The organism is Chitinophaga eiseniae (genome assembly GCF_012641265.1).
Taxonomy (GTDB): Bacteria; Bacteroidota; Bacteroidia; order Chitinophagales; family Chitinophagaceae; genus Chitinophaga; species Chitinophaga eiseniae_A.
The window spans coordinates 513,260-534,836 of record NZ_JABAHZ010000004.1 but is presented as its reverse complement, the minus strand read 5'-3'; the positions used below and the strand labels follow the sequence as shown (position 1 = coordinate 534,836).

19 protein-coding genes are annotated in these 21,577 nt (G+C 47.2%); 14 read left to right on the top strand and 5 right to left on the bottom strand.

Annotated features, from left to right (window positions below; genetic code table 11):
* Window positions 1-134: 134 nt before the first annotated feature.
* The 5 genes from thrA to rpe all read left to right on the top strand — a co-directional run bounded on the left by thrA (window position 135) and on the right by rpe (window position 6,636).
* Entirely contained in the window at window positions 135-2,579 is a 2,445-nt protein-coding gene (thrA, locus tag HGH91_RS19130; protein WP_168740398.1) for a bifunctional aspartate kinase/homoserine dehydrogenase I, read from the top strand.
* 75 nt (window positions 2,580-2,654) lie between these two features.
* A complete protein-coding gene (locus tag HGH91_RS19125) occupies window positions 2,655-3,581 on the top strand; it encodes a homoserine kinase (protein ID WP_145669277.1) in 927 nt (308 codons plus the stop codon).
* A 21-nt stretch (window positions 3,582-3,602) separates the two neighbouring features.
* Window positions 3,603-4,898, top strand: a complete 1,296-nt coding sequence (gene thrC / locus HGH91_RS19120) for a threonine synthase (protein WP_168740397.1) — start codon at window positions 3,603-3,605, stop codon at window positions 4,896-4,898.
* A gap of 24 nt (window positions 4,899-4,922) precedes the next feature.
* Window positions 4,923-5,936 (top strand): tetratricopeptide repeat protein, encoded by a 1,014-nt coding sequence (locus tag HGH91_RS19115; RefSeq protein WP_168740396.1) that lies wholly within the window; start codon window positions 4,923-4,925, stop codon window positions 5,934-5,936.
* Window positions 5,937-5,970: 34 nt separating this feature from the next.
* Window positions 5,971-6,636, top strand: coding sequence for a ribulose-phosphate 3-epimerase (gene rpe, locus HGH91_RS19110; protein ID WP_145669264.1), 666 nt, complete (start codon window positions 5,971-5,973; stop codon window positions 6,634-6,636).
* On the opposite strand, the gene HGH91_RS19105 is transcribed toward rpe, so the two are convergent.
* Both HGH91_RS19105 and HGH91_RS19100 read right to left on the bottom strand, forming a co-directional pair.
* Window positions 6,617-7,006 (bottom strand): response regulator, encoded by a 390-nt coding sequence (locus HGH91_RS19105; protein WP_168740395.1) that lies wholly within the window; start codon window positions 7,004-7,006, stop codon window positions 6,617-6,619. The two genes, rpe and HGH91_RS19105, sit on opposite strands and share 20 nt — an antisense overlap.
* Window positions 7,007-7,015: 9 nt before the next feature.
* Window positions 7,016-9,667, bottom strand: coding sequence for a PAS domain-containing sensor histidine kinase (locus HGH91_RS19100; protein WP_168740394.1), 2,652 nt, complete (start codon window positions 9,665-9,667; stop codon window positions 7,016-7,018).
* 260 nt (window positions 9,668-9,927) lie between these two features.
* On the opposite strand from HGH91_RS19100, the gene purE reads away from it, so the two are divergent.
* The 4 genes from purE (at window position 9,928) to HGH91_RS19080 (ending at window position 12,943) form a co-directional block, all read left to right on the top strand.
* Window positions 9,928-10,383: a 5-(carboxyamino)imidazole ribonucleotide mutase gene (gene purE, locus HGH91_RS19095; RefSeq protein WP_145669256.1), complete on the top strand. Its 456-nt coding sequence runs from the start codon at window positions 9,928-9,930 to the stop codon at window positions 10,381-10,383.
* Between the two features lie 93 nt (window positions 10,384-10,476).
* Window positions 10,477-11,433, top strand: coding sequence for a PhoH family protein (locus tag HGH91_RS19090; protein WP_168740393.1), 957 nt, complete (start codon window positions 10,477-10,479; stop codon window positions 11,431-11,433).
* A 258-nt stretch (window positions 11,434-11,691) separates the two neighbouring features.
* On the top strand, window positions 11,692-12,174 hold the full coding sequence (locus HGH91_RS19085; protein WP_168740392.1) for a DUF4878 domain-containing protein: 483 nt from the start codon (window positions 11,692-11,694) through the stop codon (window positions 12,172-12,174).
* Window positions 12,175-12,403: 229 nt separating this feature from the next.
* Window positions 12,404-12,943, top strand: a complete 540-nt coding sequence (locus tag HGH91_RS19080; RefSeq protein WP_211092356.1) for an inorganic diphosphatase — start codon at window positions 12,404-12,406, stop codon at window positions 12,941-12,943.
* A gap of 125 nt (window positions 12,944-13,068) precedes the next feature.
* On the opposite strand, the gene HGH91_RS19075 is transcribed toward HGH91_RS19080, so the two are convergent.
* Window positions 13,069-13,842, bottom strand: a complete 774-nt coding sequence (locus tag HGH91_RS19075; RefSeq protein WP_211092355.1) for a C40 family peptidase — start codon at window positions 13,840-13,842, stop codon at window positions 13,069-13,071.
* Window positions 13,843-13,934: 92 nt separating this feature from the next.
* Between HGH91_RS19075 and HGH91_RS19070 the strand changes: the two genes are divergently transcribed.
* From HGH91_RS19070 to HGH91_RS19055, 4 genes are all read left to right on the top strand, one after another.
* Window positions 13,935-14,507, top strand: a complete 573-nt coding sequence (locus tag HGH91_RS19070; RefSeq protein ID WP_168740391.1) for an RNA polymerase sigma factor — start codon at window positions 13,935-13,937, stop codon at window positions 14,505-14,507.
* Window positions 14,497-15,603 (top strand): zf-HC2 domain-containing protein, encoded by a 1,107-nt coding sequence (locus tag HGH91_RS19065; RefSeq protein ID WP_168740390.1) that lies wholly within the window; start codon window positions 14,497-14,499, stop codon window positions 15,601-15,603. The genes HGH91_RS19070 and HGH91_RS19065 overlap by 11 nt, the downstream gene beginning before the upstream one ends.
* Before the next feature lie 74 nt (window positions 15,604-15,677).
* The gene (locus HGH91_RS19060; RefSeq protein ID WP_168740389.1) at window positions 15,678-16,259 is read left to right on the top strand and encodes an RNA polymerase sigma factor; all 582 of its coding nucleotides are present in this window, start codon (window positions 15,678-15,680) and stop codon (window positions 16,257-16,259) included.
* Between the two features lie 17 nt (window positions 16,260-16,276).
* Window positions 16,277-16,633, top strand: a complete 357-nt coding sequence (locus HGH91_RS19055; RefSeq protein WP_168740388.1) for an anti-sigma factor family protein — start codon at window positions 16,277-16,279, stop codon at window positions 16,631-16,633.
* 38 nt (window positions 16,634-16,671) lie between these two features.
* Here HGH91_RS19055 and HGH91_RS19050 read toward each other — a convergent pair whose 3' ends face one another.
* Complete coding sequence (locus HGH91_RS19050; RefSeq protein ID WP_168740387.1) at window positions 16,672-17,151, bottom strand: nucleoside deaminase; 480 nt, start codon at window positions 17,149-17,151, stop codon at window positions 16,672-16,674.
* A gap of 143 nt (window positions 17,152-17,294) precedes the next feature.
* Complete coding sequence (gene clpB / locus HGH91_RS19045) at window positions 17,295-19,895, bottom strand: ATP-dependent chaperone ClpB (protein ID WP_168740386.1); 2,601 nt, start codon at window positions 19,893-19,895, stop codon at window positions 17,295-17,297.
* A gap of 380 nt (window positions 19,896-20,275) precedes the next feature.
* On the opposite strand from clpB, the gene HGH91_RS19040 reads away from it, so the two are divergent.
* Window positions 20,276-21,559, top strand: a complete 1,284-nt coding sequence (locus HGH91_RS19040; RefSeq protein WP_168740385.1) for an OmpA family protein — start codon at window positions 20,276-20,278, stop codon at window positions 21,557-21,559.
* Window positions 21,560-21,577: the final 18 nt, after the last annotated feature.

Sequence of the window (21,577 nt, the reverse complement as noted above, 5' to 3'; positions counted from 1 at the left end):
ACGGGCACTATGGCGACCACGTCTACCATTATTACAACCCCAGTGCGGGGTTAGTTTTCACATATGATCCAATGACCACAACAAGTGGTACCTAACCGGGAGGACCCGGAGTTATCTACGTATAAATTTTCCATATGCAAGTATTAAAATTCGGCGGCACTTCAGTAGGAAGCGCCAAAGCAATAGAACAGGTTTGTCACATCCTCAAACAATATAAACCTGCAGGACAGTATGCCATTGTAGTATCCGCACTGGGAGGAATTACGGACAAACTTATACGCTGTGGTCAACTGGCTGAAAAAGGCCAGGAAGCCTACAAAGAAGTGTTGCAGGAAATTGAAGCCAGGCACCTGGATACTATCCGTGAGCTGTTCCCTATCACGGCACAAAGCAGCCAGATCAGCCAGCTGAAGAAAAAACTCAATGCCCTGGAAAACCTCTGTGATGGCATCTTCCAGGTAGCGGAACTAAGTCCCCGCACGCTCGACAAAATCATGAGCTACGGCGAATTGATGTCCTGCGTGATCGTAGCAGAAAAACTGAAACAACAGGGATTTTCCGCCAGCTGTAAAGACAGCCGCGAACTGATTGTTACCGATCAGCAATTCGGTCATGCTACCGTTAACTTTGTTACCACCAACCACAATATTGCACAGTTCTTTGCACAGAACACCAGTGATTACGTAGTACTTCCCGGTTTTGTAGCCGCTACAGCAGATGGAGAAACCACCACGTTGGGCCGGGGCGGCTCCGATTACACCGCCTCTATTATAGCTGCCGCTGTAAATGCGTCGGCACTTGACATATGGACAGATGTAAGCGGCATGATGACCGCCGATCCCCGCATGGTATCACAGGCCATTCCTATTTCACATATCTCTTATGTAGAAGCCATGGAATTGTCGCACTTCGGCGCCAAAGTCATCTACCCTCCCACCATTCAGCCGGTGATGAGTAAACGTATTCCCATCTGGATCAAAAATACTTTTGCACCAGAAGATCATGGCACCCTGATACAGGACAACGAAGAACGGAGTTTACCCGTTACCGGTATCTCCGGTATTCAGCATATTGCCCTGCTCACCCTCGAGGGTAGCGGCATGGTGGGTATTCCAGGATTCTCCAAACGCCTGTTCGAATCCCTGCTACGGGAACGCATCAACGTAATCCTGATTACCCAGAGTTCCTCTGAGCATTCCATCACCGTAGGTATTCATGAAGCAGATATGCTGAAAGCCAAAACTGCGGTAGACAGTGAGTTTGGCCAGGAAATACTGGAGAAACGTATAGAACCGTTGCAGGTAGAAAAAGATCTCTGCATTGTGGCCGTAGTAGGCGATAACATGAAAAATCATCATGGCACCAGCGGCAAGCTTTTCGGTACTCTTGGCAGAAATGGTATCAACGTAAGGGCCATCGCACAGGGATCTACCGAAAAAAATATTTCCGCAGTCATCAACAAGTCAGATATCAGGAAAGCACTGAACGTGATGCACGAAACATTCTTTGAAACACCGCTCAAACAGATCAACCTCTTCATAGCCGGCGTAGGCAATGTGGGTAGTAAACTACTGGAACAACTGCAGCAGCAGGAACATTACCTGCGCAACGAGCTGGGCTTGCAGGTAAGGGTGATCGGGCTGGCCAACAGCAAACATACCCTGGTAGCTGAAACCGGCATTGTACTCGATGACTGGCGTACCCAACTGGCCAGCGGAGCGCATCTGAGCACTGATGATTTTGTACAACAAATCAAAGCGCTGAACCTTCGCAACAGCGTATTTGTAGATAATACCGCCAGTGCTGACATTGCTGCCGTATACCACGAGTTCCTGCAACATGGTATTTCCGTAGTCACCTGCAATAAAATTGCCTGTTCTTCCGATTATGCCTACTACAAGAAACTGAAAGACCTGGCCCGGAAATACAATGCCTCCTTCCTGTTTGAAACTAATGTGGGCGCCGGTTTACCAGTGATCAACACACTGAATGACCTGATCCGGAGCGGTGATAAGGTACATAGCATAGAAGCCGTATTATCCGGCAGCCTGAACTTTGTATTTAATCATTTTGTGAATGGCACCAGTTTCCGGCAGGTAGTAAAAGCCGCACAGGATGAAGGATATACCGAACCAGATCCGCGGATAGACTTGAGTGGGAAAGATGTGATGAGAAAGATATTGATCCTGGCGCGGGAAAGTGGCGCCGCCATTGAGATGGATGAAATCACCAACTACTCTTTCCTCCCCGGTGCCTGCCTGGATGCGCCATCGGTGGCAGACTTTTACGAAACACTGGATGTACATGCCGGCCACTTCCAGGGATTGCGGGAAGCCGCTGCTGCAGAGGGCAAGCGATTGAAATTTGTAGCCCGTTATGAAGATGGCAAAGCATCTGTGGGCCTGCAAAGCGTAGGCGTGGACCACCCGTTTTATAAACTGGAAGGCAAGGATAACATCGTACTGTATAGTACCAGTCGCTATAAAGACCAGCCGCTGATCGTAAAAGGCGCAGGTGCAGGCGCCGATGTTACCGCCTCCGGCATATTTGCAGATATTATCCGCAGTGCCAGATTATAAATTTTGTATGAAGACTTTGCGGCATAGTTGCAAACGTAAAAATCAATTCTTAAATTAAACTAACTAATACGGTTTATGGATAGTATCAAAGTATTTGCGCCGGGAACTGTGGCCAATGTTGCCTGTGGATTTGACGTAATAGGACTGGCCCTGGATGCGCCGGGAGACGAGATGATTCTCCGCAGGAGCAGTGAACCCGGCATCCGTATTACCGCCATCCATGGCGCCGACCTACCGCTGGAAGCTTCCAGGAATGTGGCCGGGGTGGCTGTTCAGGCGTTATTACAGAAATATGAGCGACCTGATATTGGTATTGAAATAGAGATCTTTAAAAATATACATCCGGGCAGCGGTATTGGCTCCAGCGCTGCCAGCAGTGCGGGCGCCGTAGTAGGCGTAAATCACCTGCTGGGCGAACCTTTTACCAAAAAACAACTGGTGCGTTTTGCCATGGAAGGCGAAAGGCTGGCCTGTGGCTCTGCTCATGCGGATAATGTAGCACCGGCCATCCTGGGCGGCTTTACCCTGGTGAGAAGCTACCGCCCACTGGATATTACCGGTTTGCGTACACCGGAGCATTTATGGGTGACTGTTATACACCCCCAGATCGAAGTAAAAACGTCGGATGCACGCGAGATACTGAAACAAAAAGTACTGATGACTGACGCCATCCGCCAGTGGGGCAATGTGGCCGCGCTGGTAGCCGGCCTTTACCAGGACGATTATGAGCTGATCAGCCGTTCGCTGGAAGATGTGATTGTAGAACCGGTACGGGCCATCCTGATACCGGCATTTCATGAGCTGAAATTAAAGTGCAAAGAAGCCGGCGCACTGGGCGGAGGAATTTCCGGTTCCGGCCCATCTGTTTTTATGCTGAGCAAAGGTGAAGAGAATGCCCGCAAAGTAGCGGCCACCATGGATAGCGTTTACGCACCACTGGGAGTAGATTATAAAATCTATGTATCCCAAATCAACACCGCAGGTGTAAAAGTGATTGACTAACCTTTTAACAACGTTTTATTCATGCAGTATTTCAGCTTACAAAACAAGCAGCACCAGGTAAATTTCGAGACAGCAGTTGTACAAGGGTTAGCACCAGACAGGGGACTTTACTTCCCGGAGCAAATTCCCAGCTTAGACAAAGATTTTATTAGTCACCTGCAAGATTATACGGATCATGAAATCGGACTTAACGTCATCCGCCCGTTTGTTGGAGATGAAATACCCGAAGCAGCATTAAAAAAGATCGTAGCAGATACCTTACATTTTCCTTTCCCGGTACAAAAAGTAACCGGTCATACTTATGCGCTGGAACTGTTCCACGGCCCTACGCTTGCTTTTAAAGATGTAGGCGCCAGGTTTATGGCCGGCTGCCTGGGCTATTTCCGCCGCAATGCCACACAGCCGGTTACTGTGCTGGTAGCCACTTCCGGCGATACCGGCGGTGCCGTGGCCCATGGCTTCTACCAGGTGCCAGGTGTAGAGGTAGTGATCCTATATCCATCAAAGAAGGTGAGTACCTTACAGGAAAAGCAGCTTACTACCTTAGGGCATAACATACATGCGCTGGAAATTGCCGGCACCTTCGACGACTGTCAGCAGCTGGTAAAAACAGCGTTCCTGGATGCGGAATTACAAGCCCACCGGCCATTGACCAGCGCTAATTCCATCAACGTAGCCCGCTGGTTGCCGCAGATGTTTTATTATTTCCTGGCTTACAAACAAATGAAAGCGGCCCATCCACGCCTGGTATTTTCTGTGCCCAGCGGCAATTTCGGTAATATATGCGCCGGTATGATGGCTGCCGCCATAGGGTTGCCCATTTCACACTTTGTGGCCGCCACCAATGTAAATGATACAGTACCCCGCTTCATGGCCAGCGGCAAATACGAGCCGGGTACCGCTACTCCTACCCTCTCCAATGCGATGGACGTAGCCGACCCCAGTAATTTCGTACGGATCTTACAGTTATTCGGTAACAACCTTCCCCAGCTGGCAGAGCGATTTACCGCCTATAGCTTTAATGATAAAGATACTATCCGTACCATGGAACAGGTGTGGAAAGAACATCACTATATGCTGGACCCGCACGGGGCCGTAGGTTTTATGGGCTTACAGCGCTACCTGCAAAATTCGCCGGAACTGACGGGGGTTTTCCTGGAAACAGCGCACCCCGTGAAATTTGAAGACACCGCACCGAAATCTATCCGGGAAGAAATATACACGCCCGCCAAGGTGATGTCGTTATACAGCAAGGAAAAAGAGGCTACCTTATTGCCAGCAGATTATGCTACGCTTAAAAACTGGTTAATGCGGTAATGATTCTGTAGTTTTGGCGCCAGTATGAAGTATTTATCTATCCTCCTGTTGTTCGTGGGTGCCGCAGGCTGTCATGAGTCCGGCACCCGTCACGCAGCTGATGCCAATGCTGCTGATTCGGCCTTATATAGTGATATTATCCGCCCTGTTACAGATTCCATACAACGGTTTCCGGAAAATGATGCCCTGTATTACCGCCGTGCCCTGCTGTTGTTTAACACCAACCCGCAGCTGGCGCAGGCTGATTTTGAGAAAGCGGCCTCCCTGCAACCTTCCAATACGGATTACTGGGCCGGCGCCGGCGAAGCCGCGCTGGTAGTGAACAACTACGCCAAAGCCGCCAGCAGTTTCGAGAAAGCGCTGGCTATCGCTCCCGGCTATACGTACCTGCAATATCGCCTGGCCACCGCTATGATTGAAAATAAACAGTATGGTCCGGCCGATAGTATTGCCGGTGTGCTGGCAAAAAGCAAAGATGCGCGCGACAAAGCCTTTTACCTGAAAGCGAGAATGGCAGAAGACCGGCAGGATACAGCGGCCGCTATTCAGCACCTCACCACCGCCGTGCAGGCAGCCGGCAACCAGGCGGAATTTGAAGCCGTGATGGAACTGGGTGATTTGTTGCGCAGCAGGAAAGAATCCCGTGCTGTCGACTATTACCAACAGGCCTGGCGGATGGATACCACCAATGCCGGGCCCCTGTATGAAGCCGGGCAGGCGCAGGAAACCTATCTCAACAATCCGGAGCATGCGTTGGCTACTTATCGCCAGTGCATTATAGCAGATCCGGGGTTTGAGCCAGCCTACCTGGCTATCGGCAAAATTTACCGGGGTAAGCGGGACTGGAAACAGGCTTATACTTATTTTAACCTGGCCGCCAAAGCTGCGCCTACCGATGCCTGGGCCTATTACTACCGGGCGGAGAGCCAGGAGCAGCAAGGCAATAAAGCCATGGCCATAGATGATTATGCCAAAGCTACTTCCTTCAAAAAAGATTTCAAAGAAGCCAGGGAGGCCTTACAGCGACTGAAGCCTTAATTGCTTACATTTACATGACTCAAAAATATTGCATTTGGAAAAACATCCTGTTTTAGTGGCGCCGTCCTTGCTGGCAGCGAATTTCCTGGAGCTGGGAAAAGAAGTGGACATGGTTAATCGTAGTGAGGCTGACTGGTTTCATCTCGATGTGATGGATGGCCGGTTTGTACCGAATATCAGTTACGGCCTGCCGGTCATTGCCCAGATCAAACAAAAGGCCAATAAGCCCTGCGATGTACACCTGATGATAGAAGAGCCGGAGAAGTATGCGGCAGATTTCAAAAAAGCGGGCGCCGATATTTTAACGGTGCACTATGAAGCCTGTATACACCTGCACCGGAATATCCAGCAAATCAAGGGCCTGGGCATGAAAGCCGGCGTAGCCCTGAATCCGCATACACCTATTGAGCTATTGGAAAATGTGATTCGTGATATCGATGTGGTACTGGTGATGAGTGTAAACCCTGGTTTCGGTGGTCAAACCTTTATTGAGCAGACCTATCATAAAATCAGGCAACTGCGGAAGCTGATCACAGATCATCATGCCCATGCGTTGATAGAAGTGGATGGAGGCATAGGACCCGAAAATGCCGGGCAGTTAATCCAGGCGGGAGCCAATGTATTAGTGGCAGGCAGTGCGGTCTTTTCCGCAGCCGATCCTGAAAAGATGATTCATCTCCTTAAGACAAGTGCGCAATAATCTCCTTGGATAAAGGTTTGGTAAGATAGCCGGTTACAAAGCTGTAGCCGCTCACGCGCTCCTTGTCCTTCTCATCAATGGATGAGGTCAATACAAAGATCCGGATGTTCTTGGGGAGCTGTGTGCAGAACCCGGCATACTCTTCCAGGAACTCCCAACCATCCATCACCGGCATATTGAGATCGAGCAAAATAAGATCCGGTAAGGCTTCGGGACTGCTGGCGTTGGTACGGAGATAGTCCAGTACATCCTGTGCATCTGAAAATACACGTATGTGATTACTGATAGCCTGACGTTCGATCATGATTTTAGCAATCTGCTGGTGAATCGGGTCATCATCTACAATAAAAATCGTATCGATCAACTTCATAAAGGGGGTTTATTCGGATCTAAATGTAATAATAAATTTTGTTCCCTCGCCAGGATGACTTTCAGCCCGTATACTACCCCCCATCGCCTCCACCTGGGTTTTGGTAATGAACAGGCCGATTCCCTTTGCATCTTTGTTTTTGTGAAATGTTTTTCTGAACCCAAAAAGTTTGCTGCCAAAACGCTCCATATCTATGCCCACCCCGTTGTCCTGTACGCTCAGTACGATGTTGTCGTTCTCCTTCCAGGTTTTCAAATGCACTGCGGGCGTGCGTTCTGAGGATCGATAGCGGATCGCATTGGTAATAAAATTCTGCAGGATACTGTCCAGGTATACCTTGGGATATTCAATCATCGGTTCTTCATCAAAGTCAAAGGTAATTTGAATATGGCTGGTTTCAATATCTACCAGCAGCACATCCCTTACCTTTTGTAAGCGCTCGGCAAAGAGTAGTTTTTCCTTTTCCACATTTACGTCTTTACGTATCTGTACTACTTCCACCAGGTCGTTGAGGGTTTCATCAATTTTTTTGATGACTTCGTGCACCATGCCCAGGTACAGATCCCGCTCCTGCTGCGCAATGGCTTCATTGTGCATTTGCATCAGCGCCTTGAGATTGGCGATGGGCGCCCGCAAGTTATGAGAAGTAATATGGGCAAAGTCTTCCAGCTGCTTATTCTGGTTAACCAGGTTTTTATTGAGATTGGATAACTGGTCGTTGGCTTTTCTCAGTTCTTTCTGCAATTTCCTGCTGTCGGTGATATCGCGCATAAATACGGAAATACCGCCGTCCTGCATGGGTGTGAGCAGAAAATCGTACCATTTGTCGACTACCGGGAAATAGATGCCGAAGGACTGAGAGGTTTGTTGTTGTATACATTCCCGGAGCCTGGCGTAAAAAACGGTGCCGCTCAGGCGGGGAAATTCTTCGAAGATATTGCTGCCAATGGCTACCGGATGGCCGATCATCTTTTCTGCCTTGCGGTTGAGGAAGTTGAGATTGCCGTTTCTTTCCATAGCAGCGTATCCCATATCGATGGTATCGAAGAAAAGCCGCATCAGCTCTGTATTGCGGGAGAGTGCGTCCTTTATTTCCACCTGTTCGGTAATATCCTGTACTACCCCGTACATGCGTACCAGTTTCCCATTTACATACCCCGGCTGACCGATAGAGCGCACTCTTTTCAGCTGCTGGCGGGCAGAAATAATAGAGAGTTGGGCATCAAAGGGCTTACCTGTGCTCATACACTGATGGACCAGTATTTCCAGGCTTTCACGGGCTTCCGGGGTATAGAACGACAGGGCGCTTTCGTAGTCGACCGGGGAGCCGGGTGTGCAGTCGTGGATATAGTACGACTGGTCGGTCCACCGTACCTGTTTACTTTCCAGGTCCAGTTCCCAGCCGCCTATTTTGCCGATGCTGCCGGTTTGTTGCAGGAATTCCTGGTTTTTCCGGTTTTCCAGCTCCTGCATTTTTTTATCGGTAATATCATTGACCAGGGCCACAACGATCATTTCTTTATCCACGGGTTCAATCACCGGGAATACGGTGAGGTCGAAGTATACTTCGCGTCCTACTGTAGTCCAGCGTTTGTCCTGGGAGAAGTCGATGCGTTTCTCCACGCGCAGGGACTTATTTTCTTCCAGGGCCTGGAGGAAGAGTTTATCCAATTCGAACATGGTGGCCAGGCTATCGTTCATTACGTTGAAGGGCTGGCGCATCATGGTGAGATGCGGCGATTGGAAGAACTGGCGTTGGGTTTGATTAATGCGGCGTATAAAACCGAAGTTATCGAACTGGATATAGCCGATGGGCAGGTTTTCGATGATATTGTCGAGGAGTCTTTCGCTTTTCTGCAGGCTGAGTTCCGAGAGCTTTTTTTCCGTGATATCATCCAATATGAGGAAGATATTGACCATATTCCGCTGTGGATCGGTGAGCGGGAAGATGGTGGCTTCAAAGTATACCGGGTATAGCCTGGTGATGTTTTCGTTGGTTTTCTCGCGGTAGCTGAGGAGCACTTCCCGTTTGAGTGTTTTACCGGTTTTAAGTACTTCATCAAACATCCCCACGAGGCCATTGAGGCGGTAGAAGGGGTCTTCCAGCCAGTTGTAGCCAGGTTTGGTAAAGAAGGCATGTGTTTCTCCCCATATTTCCCGTTGGCGGGTATTCAGGTCGATGCTGTTCCCGTCGGGAGAAAATTGCTGGAGGCCGAGTGGAAGATTTTCCAGTACCTGGCTATAGTAGGGTTCATTCTGCGCCCGTTTGATTTCAGCGAGTTTGCGGGCAGTGATATCCATACCAATGAGTATGCAATGGGCCATGGTACCATCTTCCTGCATAAGGGGGCTGATGCCGGCTTCGAGCCAGAGCGGTTGTTGGTCTGGTTTCAGGAAGCAAACCTGTTCCTGTACGGGCTGCCCGGCGAGCAGGGATGTCCAGATGCGTTGCCATTGCCGGGGATCGGCGGGCGGGAGTATGCTGGCTGCGGGCTGACCTACCAATGCTTCGGCTGGTTGCAGTAATGCCGTTACCACCTGCGTATTTACCGCAGTCACTGTTCCCACAGTGTTGATTGTAACAGAGAGTGCACAGGCATTAATGGCGGATTCAAGGTGTTGCAAGTGCCGGTAATGCTGTTCCAGCATAACTACATTCATATGATAGCAGTGACTAAGATCGTTGTGTCCTGAATGCCGAAAGTAGGCATAATATAACAAAAAACACTATTGTACAAGTAAAAGTAATAAAATGTTCCGGAAAGGTCAATTCCTTATAAAAGCGCTATTAACAAGGGGAAGCATGGGTAAAGTGTATCATTTATCCACTAGCTGTGGATTTTCAGTTTTTTCAAATTGTTAAACGATCAATATCTTTGGGGCAACTTATTACATTAACATTTTTACTTAAATATCAAGAGATGAAAGTTTTGATTATCATGGGTTCTGAGAGTGACAAACCAGTAATGGAAGAATCACAAAAACACCTTCAATATTTTGGCATCGAGAATGAGATGATTGTGGCTTCTGCGCATCGGAATCCTGATAAAGTAAGAGAATTGTGTATAACTGCACAGGAGAAGGGATTTGGCGTAATTATTGCCGCGGCCGGCATGGCAGCAGCCTTACCGGGAGTGGTATCTGCTTACACTTCGCTGCCAGTTCTGGGAGTTCCTTTAGATGGTGGTTTACCTGGTGGTGTTGATGCGCTGTATTCAATAGTACAGATGCCTGCGGGTTTACCGGTTGGTACCCTGGCAGTAGGTAAAGCGGGTGCCCGTAACGCAGCTATCCTGGCCGCCCGTATTCTCGCTTTAGGCAACAAGGATATTGCCGCTAAAGTGGAGTCTTTCAAGCAGAATGGGTATAGAATTTAGTGATAGCTTAACAATTGCGGCCTCCAGGTTATACAAGATTTAAATATATTCGATACGAACAGCAATTTCCTGGACAATTAAATCATAGAATCATTGACTGAATCCATTATCAATTTAGACAGTATTAATCCCATAGAGTTTTTCGGCGTTAATAACGGAAAGCTCGATCTGCTGAAAAAGAAATTCCCATTGCTGAAGATCCTATCCAGGGGCACCCAGTTAAAATTGAGTGGGGCACCGGAAGAAGTGGCTACAGCGGAGGAAAAAATCAGTCAGATCGTTAAGTACCTGGAGCGGAATGGTAATCTTACGGAGAACTATTTTGAACAGATACTTGGAGATGAGGAGGGCACAAGAATCGATAATTTCAGTGAGCGTAACCCCAATGAAGTATTGGTGTTTGGTCCTAACGGTCGTACAGTAAGGGCGCGTACATCCAACCAGAAGAAGATGGTGGCTATGGCGGAAAAGAATGACATTATTTTCGCGATAGGTCCGGCTGGTACTGGTAAAACCTATACGGCAGTGGCATTAGCGGTACGCGCATTGAAAAACAAAGCGGTTAAAAAGATTATTCTGACACGTCCAGCCGTGGAAGCGGGTGAAAGCCTGGGTTTCCTGCCGGGAGATCTGAAAGAAAAAATTGACCCTTATCTGCGTCCCCTGTATGATGCGCTGGACGATATGATCCCGGCTGAAAAGCTGAGTTATTATATGACCAACCGTGTTATTGAAATTGCCCCGCTGGCGTATATGCGTGGCCGTACCCTGGATAATTCCTTTATTATCCTGGATGAGGCGCAAAATGCCACTGATTTACAGATCAAGATGTTTCTAACCCGTATTGGCGCTTCTGCACAGGCCATCATCACCGGTGACCTTACCCAGATAGATTTACCAAAAAATCAGCAATCCGGTCTGGAAAGAGCCACCCGCATCCTTCGTAATATTGAGGGGATAGGGCATGTGGAACTTGATGAAGAAGATGTGGTAAGACACCGCCTGGTAAAAGCAATCATCAAGGCATACGACGCTAACAAGGACAAATAAACCGATTTATTACCGGCTATTTTGTGGGGCCTGTTACACTTCCGGAGTATTCCCGGCAGCCATATCAGTACCCGGCAAAATAGCCGGATTATCAAATATTAACTCTTTGTTAACGGCGTTTACCGTAAGTTCACCTGTTTTTACGTGAGGGAAAATTCAGTCCGGGAGCCTGTGAATAAGCGTAGCTGTAGTCGTAAGACTTTGCAGAATTGAAGTTTACCCCTATTTTTGTTGTGATATATTATAATTATCGACCGCATGACCAATTTTTTTCGAATCATGACACTGGCATTGACTACAACCTTCCTGCTGGGCAGTTGTAAGAAGAGGGCTACCCCAGAAGAGGTGGCGCTGGCCTTTATGCATGCCATTCAGGATTCGAACTACGACCAGGCAAGGGATTATGCCACCAAAGAATCCCAACAGGTAATACAGATCTATGCTATTTTCGACGGCCGCCGCAGTGGAGCAGAAAGAGAGAAAATTAAAAATGCAAAGATAGAAGTGGTGAATATAGAAGAGAATGGCGACAAAGCGGCTGTTACCATCCTGAACTCATCTGCCCACCAGAAAGAAGTGCTACAAATGGTGAAGGAAAACGGACAGTGGAAAATTTCCCTGACTTTCGACAGCATCATTCCTAATTACGCGCCACAAACTGGCAACACATTTGACTCCACCACTGTATTGCCGGCCGATACTGCATCTTCCGCCGGTGCTATACTGCCTGAAACTAAATAATTTTCTCCTCTCTTTGGCTTTTTGTACAAAAGGAGGATAATTTTTAGCTATTAACGGCCAGTTACCTTAATTTTGCCACGCATTAATGATTGAATGTGTGGCTTATTTCCTGTTTTTACTTAACGGAACCTTTTGACCATATCTTCATGAAAAGTGAGGTGAGTGTTTTATTCACTTTTCAGCATTAATCCAATATTGAACAATAAACCTTAAAGTAAAGTAGATTATTATGATGACAAATCCCTGGCACAGTGTGAATCCCGGTTCTGAAGTGCCTAACATTGTAAATGCCATTATAGAGATTCCAAAGGGATGCCGTGCCAAATATGAACTGGATAAAGAAAGCGGTTTGCTGAAACTGGACCGCGTACTATATTCATCTGTATACTACCCTGCCAACTACGGATTTATTCCACAATCTTATTGCGATGACCACGATCCACTCGATATCCTGGTGCTTTCTCAAATAGAGTGCGTACCCATGTGTATCATTGAAGCCAAAGTAATTGGTGTAATGCAGATGATAGATGGTGGTGAAGCAGATGACAAAATCATCGCAGTAGCTGCCAACGATATGAGTGTAAACTATATCAACGATATTTCTGAATTACCTCCTCACTTCATCGATGAAATGCGTCATTTCTTTGAAGAGTACAAAAAGCTGGAAAAGAAAACCGTAGTGGTAGAAGAATTCCAGAACAAAGTAAAAGCAGAAGAGATTATTGTGAAGAGCTTCGAGGATTACCGCAAGATTTTCAAGCAGAGCTGATAAAAGCGAAAAGCATAAAGCCGAAAGCAAAAAGCCATTGTGAAGATTGATCTAAGCGAATTTTAAATACTCGCAGAGTTCTTCTCCACAATGGCTTTTTGCTTTCGGCTTTATGCTTTTCGCTCCTAAAAAAATCGTTTTATAATCCGCAGCCGGTGCGTACGAACGCCGGTATCGGTATTAATAATCCCTTCATTATCGATGGCATCGATGCGTACTTTGCCGGAAGAGTGGATGATTTCATGATCGTTGAGCAGGATGCCCACATGCGTAATGCGTCCCTCTTCATTATCAAAAAAGGCCAGGTCGCCCAGCTGTGCCTCCTGTAGAAATCCTACCAACTGCCCCTGGCCAGCCTGTTGATAAGCATCCCGAAGGAGGGAGATACCGGAGAGTTTAAACACGTTTTGTGTAAAGCCGGAACAATCCACGCCAAATACACTGGTACCTCCCCAGAGGTAGCCGGTATTTAAGAACTGTGCTGCCGCTGCTTTAAGTGCATCAACATCTACCGAATTGTTATTATTTAACAAAACTGGTTTATCTTCGAATTTTACGGTGATAGAACCCCATTGAACGGCTGTGTCGCCGTGCCCTTTCACCAGGCAACCGAAAGGCACCAGCATAGGCACCCCGTTCATCGTAACGCGATTTACCCAACCCGGCAGATACCTGGTAGCCGGTTCCAGGAAAAGCGCTTCGTCAATGGTTTCCAGGTGGGCGGCGGTGACCCACCCCATATACCCGTCGTATTGATTTTTTACCTGTACCCAGCCATCCGGAGCCGTATCAATAACAGATACAGCGGCACCCCATAACAGCTGGGAAATCATTTCACTCCTGTGTGAGGCCGTTCCCCGCAATGGCGCAACTGGCACAGTTACAATGGCGTATGGCATATTAATTGTATAAATCCGTTTTATTATTCAATAATATTATGCGCTGAATGAACTTTTTCCGCTTTTGTACGTAAATATAAAGTAATAAGTTTATGCAACAACAGTTAACCAATTTATCGGACAAAGAGCTAATATCCCGCGCCAGAAAACAACATGACCGCGAGGCAGAAGGCGTATTGATGGACAGGTACAGCCATCTGCTGGTTGCAGTTACCCTCCCCCATTTAAGTCCGCAATCTAACCTGGACCCCAACGTAGTCTTTCCTTCTCTCCTCCAAAGATTAAGTGCCAGTCTTAAAACCCAAACGATCTACAAGGTAAACGAATGGATTTTACATATACAGAAAGGGTATCTCGGTAAACCAGAGAAAAATACCCCGTTCTATCCATCACGCGATGGCAGAGATTTACTCCATATCGAGAATACTGTAGACAAAGCCGCTACTAATATCATTGACCGGCAGGACCTGATAGTACGGCTGGAACAGGCTTTACAGCGACTTAATGCCGACGACCGGGCACTCATCACGCAATTCTATCTTGAAAATAAACCCTTTGCTGACCTTTCCGCTACCACCGGTATCTCCAGGGAAAAACTGAGAACACAGCTGAAAGCCGCCAAAGGAAAACTTGCCAAGCTATTTATGAATGGATATGTTAAGTAGTAAACCGAATAACGATAAAGTACTAAAGATTTTTTCTACGATCCGTTGCCTCAGCAGGGATCAGCTTCCACGTTACCTGGAAGGCCGGTTGACCGATGTAGAAAAACACCTGGTAGAGCAGCATCTCACAGATTGCGACCTGTGCTTTGATGCACTGCAGGCATTGGAAAAGGAAGAAAATACAGACAGGTACCAGGACCTGACCAATAAGCTGCAACGCTATGTACATAGCAGCATTCAGCCTGTTTCACATACCCAGAAGATAGCCCAGTATACCCGCAAGGAAAAGAACAAAGAACATATGCTGGTATACTTCTGGATCGTTGCTTTTATCGGGCTCGGCATAGGCAGCGTATATGTAATGCGTGGCCATATAAGGAACCAGCCGCCGCCCGTGCACATAATGGCCGGCCTGCCTGCAAAGGACAGCACCGCCATTACCGCCGCCAGCAATCCTCCGGTTGTAACGCCTGTAGATCATACTACCACGCCTGCGCCGGAAGCGACACATACGGCGCCCGTCACGCCGCCGGCAAAACCGGTCCTGGCAGCGGCCCAGAAGCCTGTAGATTCTGCTGCATTGAAAAAAGCAGCCGCCCTGAAAGCCGCGCAACATAAAGCGGCGGCCGACAGTATCCGCAAAGTACAGCAGGCCAACCTGCTGAAGCAAAAACAGGATTCCATCCGTAAAGCCGCGGCGGATAAGGCGGATAAGAATGATGATAAAGCCAAAGATGACGATACCAAGGGGACTGCAAAACCGGATAATAAGCCAGCCCAGGTAGCCAAAGAACAAAAGGCACCTGAACCGGCTAAAAAAGAATCAGCCGCCGCCTTACCCATCAACAGTGACGAATACCTTTATAAAGCCGCTATGGTATACCAGCAACAAGGTAACCTGGGTGAAGCGATAGACAGGTACCGCAGACTGGAATCTGTCAGCTCCGGCAAGTACGTGGAACTGGCCCGCTATCAACTCGCTATCTGCTATCGCAGCAAAGGACAAATGGGCAAAGCCCGCCGCATGTTCCGTGAGGTAATACGCATGGACGGCAGCATGAAAGACGCCGCCAAGCAGGCGCTGGATAGCATGTAAACTTTTTATATCAGAAAATATTATGGATTTTTGTGAATGCTGCATCTAGTATGCAGCATTCCATTTATTAGCCTGTGAATAATCCAGCCATACAACAACTAACAGACCAGGAGCTACTACAGCGGTTCAAAGCTGACAACAACAGTGATTGGATCGGTGTGCTGTTTGATCGCTATGCCCTGCTACTGCTGGGTATGTGCATGAAGTACCTGAAGAATGAAGAAGATGCACGGGATGCCGTGCAGCAAATCTTTCTCAAGATGTTGTCCGACATCAATAAACATGAGATACAGTATTTCAGGGCCTGGATATACCAGGTAACAAAAAACTACTGCCTGATGCAGTTGCGGCAAAAGCATATGAAATATAAGGAAGAAATTTCCGACAAGCATATGGGAGGCATCGCAGCAGAACAGGAAGATAAGGGGGTATACCAGGAAAAGGATCTCCTGTTGGAAAATATGGAACAGGCGATGAACCAGTTGAATCCTGAGCAACGGGACTGTGTGCGGCTGTTTTACCTGGAGAAGAAATCCTACCAGGACATAGCTGATCAAACGGGGTATAGTTTACTACAGGTGAAAAGCTATATTCAAAATGGCAAGCGAAACCTGAAACTTTTACTGGAAAAACAACAACGCGCAAATAAAAGTTAATTTGCATCCATAGTGATATGAACGAGCATTTCAACGATATCTTTTCAACAACACGCTGTCTTTCACAACAGCAGCTACTGGACTATGTGCAGGGTAAGCTGACGGCTGAAGAACAACACGAAGTGGAAATGCACCTGTCTGATTGTGAGCTGTGCAGCGATGCACTGGAAGGGCTGGAAGCTATAAAAGATAAGGAAAAGATCCCCGGGTGGATCCGGCAGATGAAATGGGAGCTGCTGAAAAAACTACGCACCCGTTACCGCTCCCGGAGAAAATCTGAAAATTATATATACCTGGCCGTTATTATACTCTGTATACTTTTCTTATTACTGGCACTTTTCTGGGCCTATCATTTTTCTACTATAAAACATTAAAGCAGATAGCTGTTAGCCAAAGCTAACAGCTATCTGCTTTAATACAATGTCTTATCTCCCTTCTCTTTCCAGTCGCTGAATACTTCCAGGGCAGCGGCTTCCGGCATAGCAATCAGTGGAATCTTTTTATCGGTATGCGGCACGTTTATTTCCCGGTAAATGAATGAATCATCAAAATCGATCGCAGCGGCATCTTCCTTGGTATTGGCATAGTATACCCGCTGCGGGCGCGCCCAGTAAATGGCGCCCAGGCACATAGGACATGGCTCACAGGAAGTATAGATTTCACAATCGTGCAACTGGAAAGTGCCGAGCTTTTTACAGGCCGCACGAATCGCCACCACTTCCGCATGCGCCGTAGGATCGGTATCACAAAGCACCTGGTTCCATCCCTCTCCCACTATCTCATCACCTCTTACGACAATAGACCCAAAAGGCCCGCCATCACCATTTTCCATGCCCCGGCGGGACAATGCAATGGCATGCTGCATAAATCTTCTTTCTCTTTCTCCCGGCATATCGTTTAAGTTTTGATTCTTTCAAATTTACTGAAAGCGACTGATAAAACCCGTCTGCTCCATGCGGTATAAGTACAGACCATAAAAAAGCCCCGCGAAGAATCGCGGAGCTTATCGTTAACTATGTATCGTCGTATTTAGAATTACTTGTTTCTTATTACTACTACGCCATCAAACACATCAATCAACACTGGTTTGGATTTGTCAATGTCGCCTGCGAGAATTTTCTTACTAAGCAGGTTAATGATTTCTTTCTGAATGAGGCGTTTCAGCGGTCTTGCTCCAAACTGTGGGTCATAACCTTGAACAGAGAGGTATTCGAGCGCATAATCAGAAAATTCCAATATCATGCCATTTTTTGCTACCATGTCCTTCAGTTGTTGTAACTGAATGTTAATTATTCCTTTAATTTCACTTCTCATCAAAGGCTGGAACATGATTACTTCATCTACCCTGTTCAGGAACTCCGGACGGATGGTTTGTTTCAGCAATGACATTACTTCTTCCTTCGTTTTATCTACTACTTCTTCCCTATTGGCATCGGTAATATTTTCAAAGTTTTCCTGGATGATATGACTACCCATGTTGCTGGTCATGATGATGATGGTGTTTTTGAAATTCACCACCCTTCCCTTGTTATCGGTGAGGCGTCCATCATCGAGCACCTGTAACAAAATGTTAAAAGTATCCGGGTGCGCTTTTTCGATTTCATCGAGCAGCACTACTGAATAGGGTTTACGGCGTACGGCTTCTGTGAGTTGTCCGCCTTCATCATATCCCACATATCCCGGAGGCGCTCCTACCAGCCGGCTTACGGAGTGCTTTTCCTGGTATTCGCTCATGTCGATGCGGGTCATCATGTTTTCATCATCGAACAGGTATTCTGCCAATGCTTTGGCCAACTCTGTTTTACCCACACCGGTAGTACCCAGGAAGATAAAAGAACCGATAGGTCGGCGCGGATCCTGTAATCCTGCGCGGCTGCGGCGAATAGCATCGGATACTGCGATGATGGCTTCATCCTGTCCTACTACCCGTTGATGCAGCTCTTCTTCCAGTTGCAACAATTTATCTTTTTCACTCTGCATCATTTTAGATACGGGGATACCGGTTGCTTTAGCTACATTTTCTGCGATATCCTCTGCATCTACTTCCTCTTTAAGAAGACGTTTATGATTGGCAGATATTTTATTCAATTCTTCTGTCAGGTCGGTTACCAGTTTTTCCTGTTCTTTCACCTTACCATAGCGGATTTCCGCTACACGTCCGAAATCGCCGTTACGCTCGGCCTGTTCCGCTTCCAGTTTCAGGTTTTCGATCGCTGACTTGGCATTCTGTATCTGGTCCACTACTTCTTTTTCCGCCTGCCATTTAGCTTTGAAGGTATTGCGTTCTTCACCGAGGCGGGCAATTTCTTCGCCCAGTTCACGCAGTTTATCTTCATCGTTTTCGCGCTTAATTGCTTCCCGTTCAATTTCCAGCTGCCTGATCCTTCTTTCCAGTTCATCCAGTTCTTCCGGCATAGAATTCATTTCCAGCCTGAGTTTCGCCGCGCTTTCATCAATCAGGTCGATGGCCTTATCTGGTAAAAAGCGGTCAGTAATATAGCGGTGCGATAATTCAACGGCGGCAATAATGGCTTCGTCTTTGATCAGCACATGGTGGTGACTTTCATACTTTTCTTTCAGTCCGCGTAAGATAGAAATGGCATCTTCTACAGAAGGTTCGTCTACCAATACTTTCTGGAAGCGGCGTTCGAGCGCTTTATCTTTCTCAAAATATTTCTGGTATTCATTGAGCGTGGTAGCACCAATAGCGCGGAGCTCTCCTCTTGCCAGGGCGGGTTTCAGGATATTAGCCGCATCCATGGCACCTTCCATTGCACCGGCGCCGATCAGGGTATGAATCTCATCTATAAAGAGGATGATTTCCCCATTGCTTTCGGCTACTTCTTTTACTACGCCTTTCAACCTTTCTTCAAACTCACCACGGTATTTAGCACCTGCCATCAGGGCTCCCATATCCAGGGCATAGATGGTTTTAGATTTCAGGTTTTCCGGTACGTCGCCGTTGATGATCCGGTGTCCGAGACCTTCCACGATGGCAGTTTTACCTACACCAGGTTCACCTACCAGGATGGGGTTATTTTTTGATCTGCGGGAAAGAATATGTAACGTTCTACGAATTTCCTCATCACGGCCAATCACGGGATCGAGTTTACCTTCCCGGGCCATTTCGTTGAGGTTCTTCGCATATTTCTGTAAGGTGTTATATTGATTACCGCCTGTCTGTGAATTAACGGTGTCGCCTTTGCGCAGCTCTTTAATAGCGGCTTTCAGGCCTTTTTCGGTTAATCCGGCGTCTTTTAGCAGTTTAGCGGTATCGTCGCTACCGCCGAGTATGCCGAGCAGGAGGTGTTCCACGCTTACAAATTCATCTTTAAACTCCTTGATGGCAGCGCCGGCGCGGAGTATTGTGTTGTTGGCATCGCGGCTCAGGGATTGACCACCTTCTCCACCTACGATGCGGGGATATTTATTGATCTGCTCATTGAGTTTACTGGTAACGAAAGATGTATTCACATCGTTCTTTTTCAATAAGTACTCAATGGGACTATCTTCATCATTTAATAAAGCCTTCAGCAGGTGACCGGTTTCGATGGACTGGTTCTGATTGTTAAAGGCTAGTTGTTGTGCTTGTTGCAGTATTTCCTGCGATTTTATAGTGAAATTATTCAAATTCATATCTAGTTATTTTTCTCCTTTTTTTGATGTCCTCAAACGTGCTTAGGTAACAACAAACCCTGATCCAATGTTGTATATCCGGAAATTATGACATATACAATAAAGTTTTACTGCATTTTTAGCAGAAAGAGAAGGAGGAAACTGCTATTTTTTCAGGTTTTAGTAGACGGAGGCGGCCAGGCAAACAAGGTATCTCTTTAGAAATCAATTCATTAATTAAAGTAAGGCATATATTTTCAGCGAGGTACAAGGTAAATTCTGATAGAATCAAACAACACGGCCGACTCTGTTGTTATAAAATTCCTGTGACGGCATACGGTCTACACATAGAGAAGTATCAAATCTTAGCAATACATTCCTCATTATTAAACCCTACAATTATGTCTTTCGATTTACTGGAAAGCGCCAAGAACATTTTCAACAACAATGTAGTTAGTCAGGCTTCCTCACAACTTGGAGAGAGTGAAGGAGGTATTCAGAAAGCATTAAGTGGAATTGTGCCGGTGGTATTAAGCGGGCTGTTAAACAAGGCCGGCTCATCGGGCAATGCGGGCAGTTTACTGGACATGGTAAAGGGAGTAGCCGGGGATGCCAATCCAGGGGCTGTAGCGGGTGCGATCCAGGGTGGCGCGGGTGGTTTACTCGCTAAGGGGGCGGACCTGCTGCGCAGTTTATTCGGAGACAAAGTAGATTCCATTATTAGTATGCTGTCTAATTTTGCGGGTATAAAGGAATCATCGGCCAGTACGTTGTTACAATCAGCAGCGCCGGCCACATTAGGTACCGTGGGGCAATATGCGGTACAAAATAATCTCACGCCCAATTCATTTCTATCATTACTGGATACGCAAAAAGATAAGATCCTGGGCGGCATACCTGGGGGATTGAATATTGCCGGCATATTGGGACTGGGCAGCATTGGAGAGTTGGGAAAGAAACTGGGGGGACTGGCCAGCGGCCTTGGCAGCGCCGCCGCTACCACTGCCGGTGCAGTAAACCTGAGACAAGCCAGCAGCAGCAATCGCTGGATATGGTCGCTGCTATTGATATTGATTGCCATTATATTGCTGTGGTACCTGATGCGGGGTTGCGGTGGTAATAAAACCGGTACCACCACTACTGATAGTATCAGCACCGGGCAGCTGGCAGATTCGGCTTCTATGACCGTGCCGAGTCCTGCTATGCCTGCTGCTACCAGCCGTGAAAGCATTAAAGTCACTTTACCCAATGGCACCCTACTGGATGCCTTCAAAGGAGGTATAGAAGACCAGCTGGTCACCTTCCTGAAAGATGATAGCCGTAAACCGGGCAAAGATGTATGGTTTGATTTCGACAATCTCAATTTCAAAACCGGCAGTGCAGAATTAACAGAAGAAAGTATGAAGCAGGTAGGTAATATTGCCGCTATTCTGAAAGCCTTCCCGAAGGCGAAAATCAAAATAGGCGGTTATACTGACCGTACCGGTGATAGTACTGCGAACCTTCGTCTTTCTAAAGAAAGGGCGGAATCCGTGCTTACGGCATTGAAGAAACAAAGCGCCAATGAAGCCCAGCTGCTGGGAGCAGAAGGCTATGGTTCACAATTTGCCAAAGCAGCTGCAGATGCTCCGGATGAAGAACGGAAAAAAGACAGGCATATTTCTGTGAGCGTGAGGGAAAAATAAACTACTGCTATCAAAGGT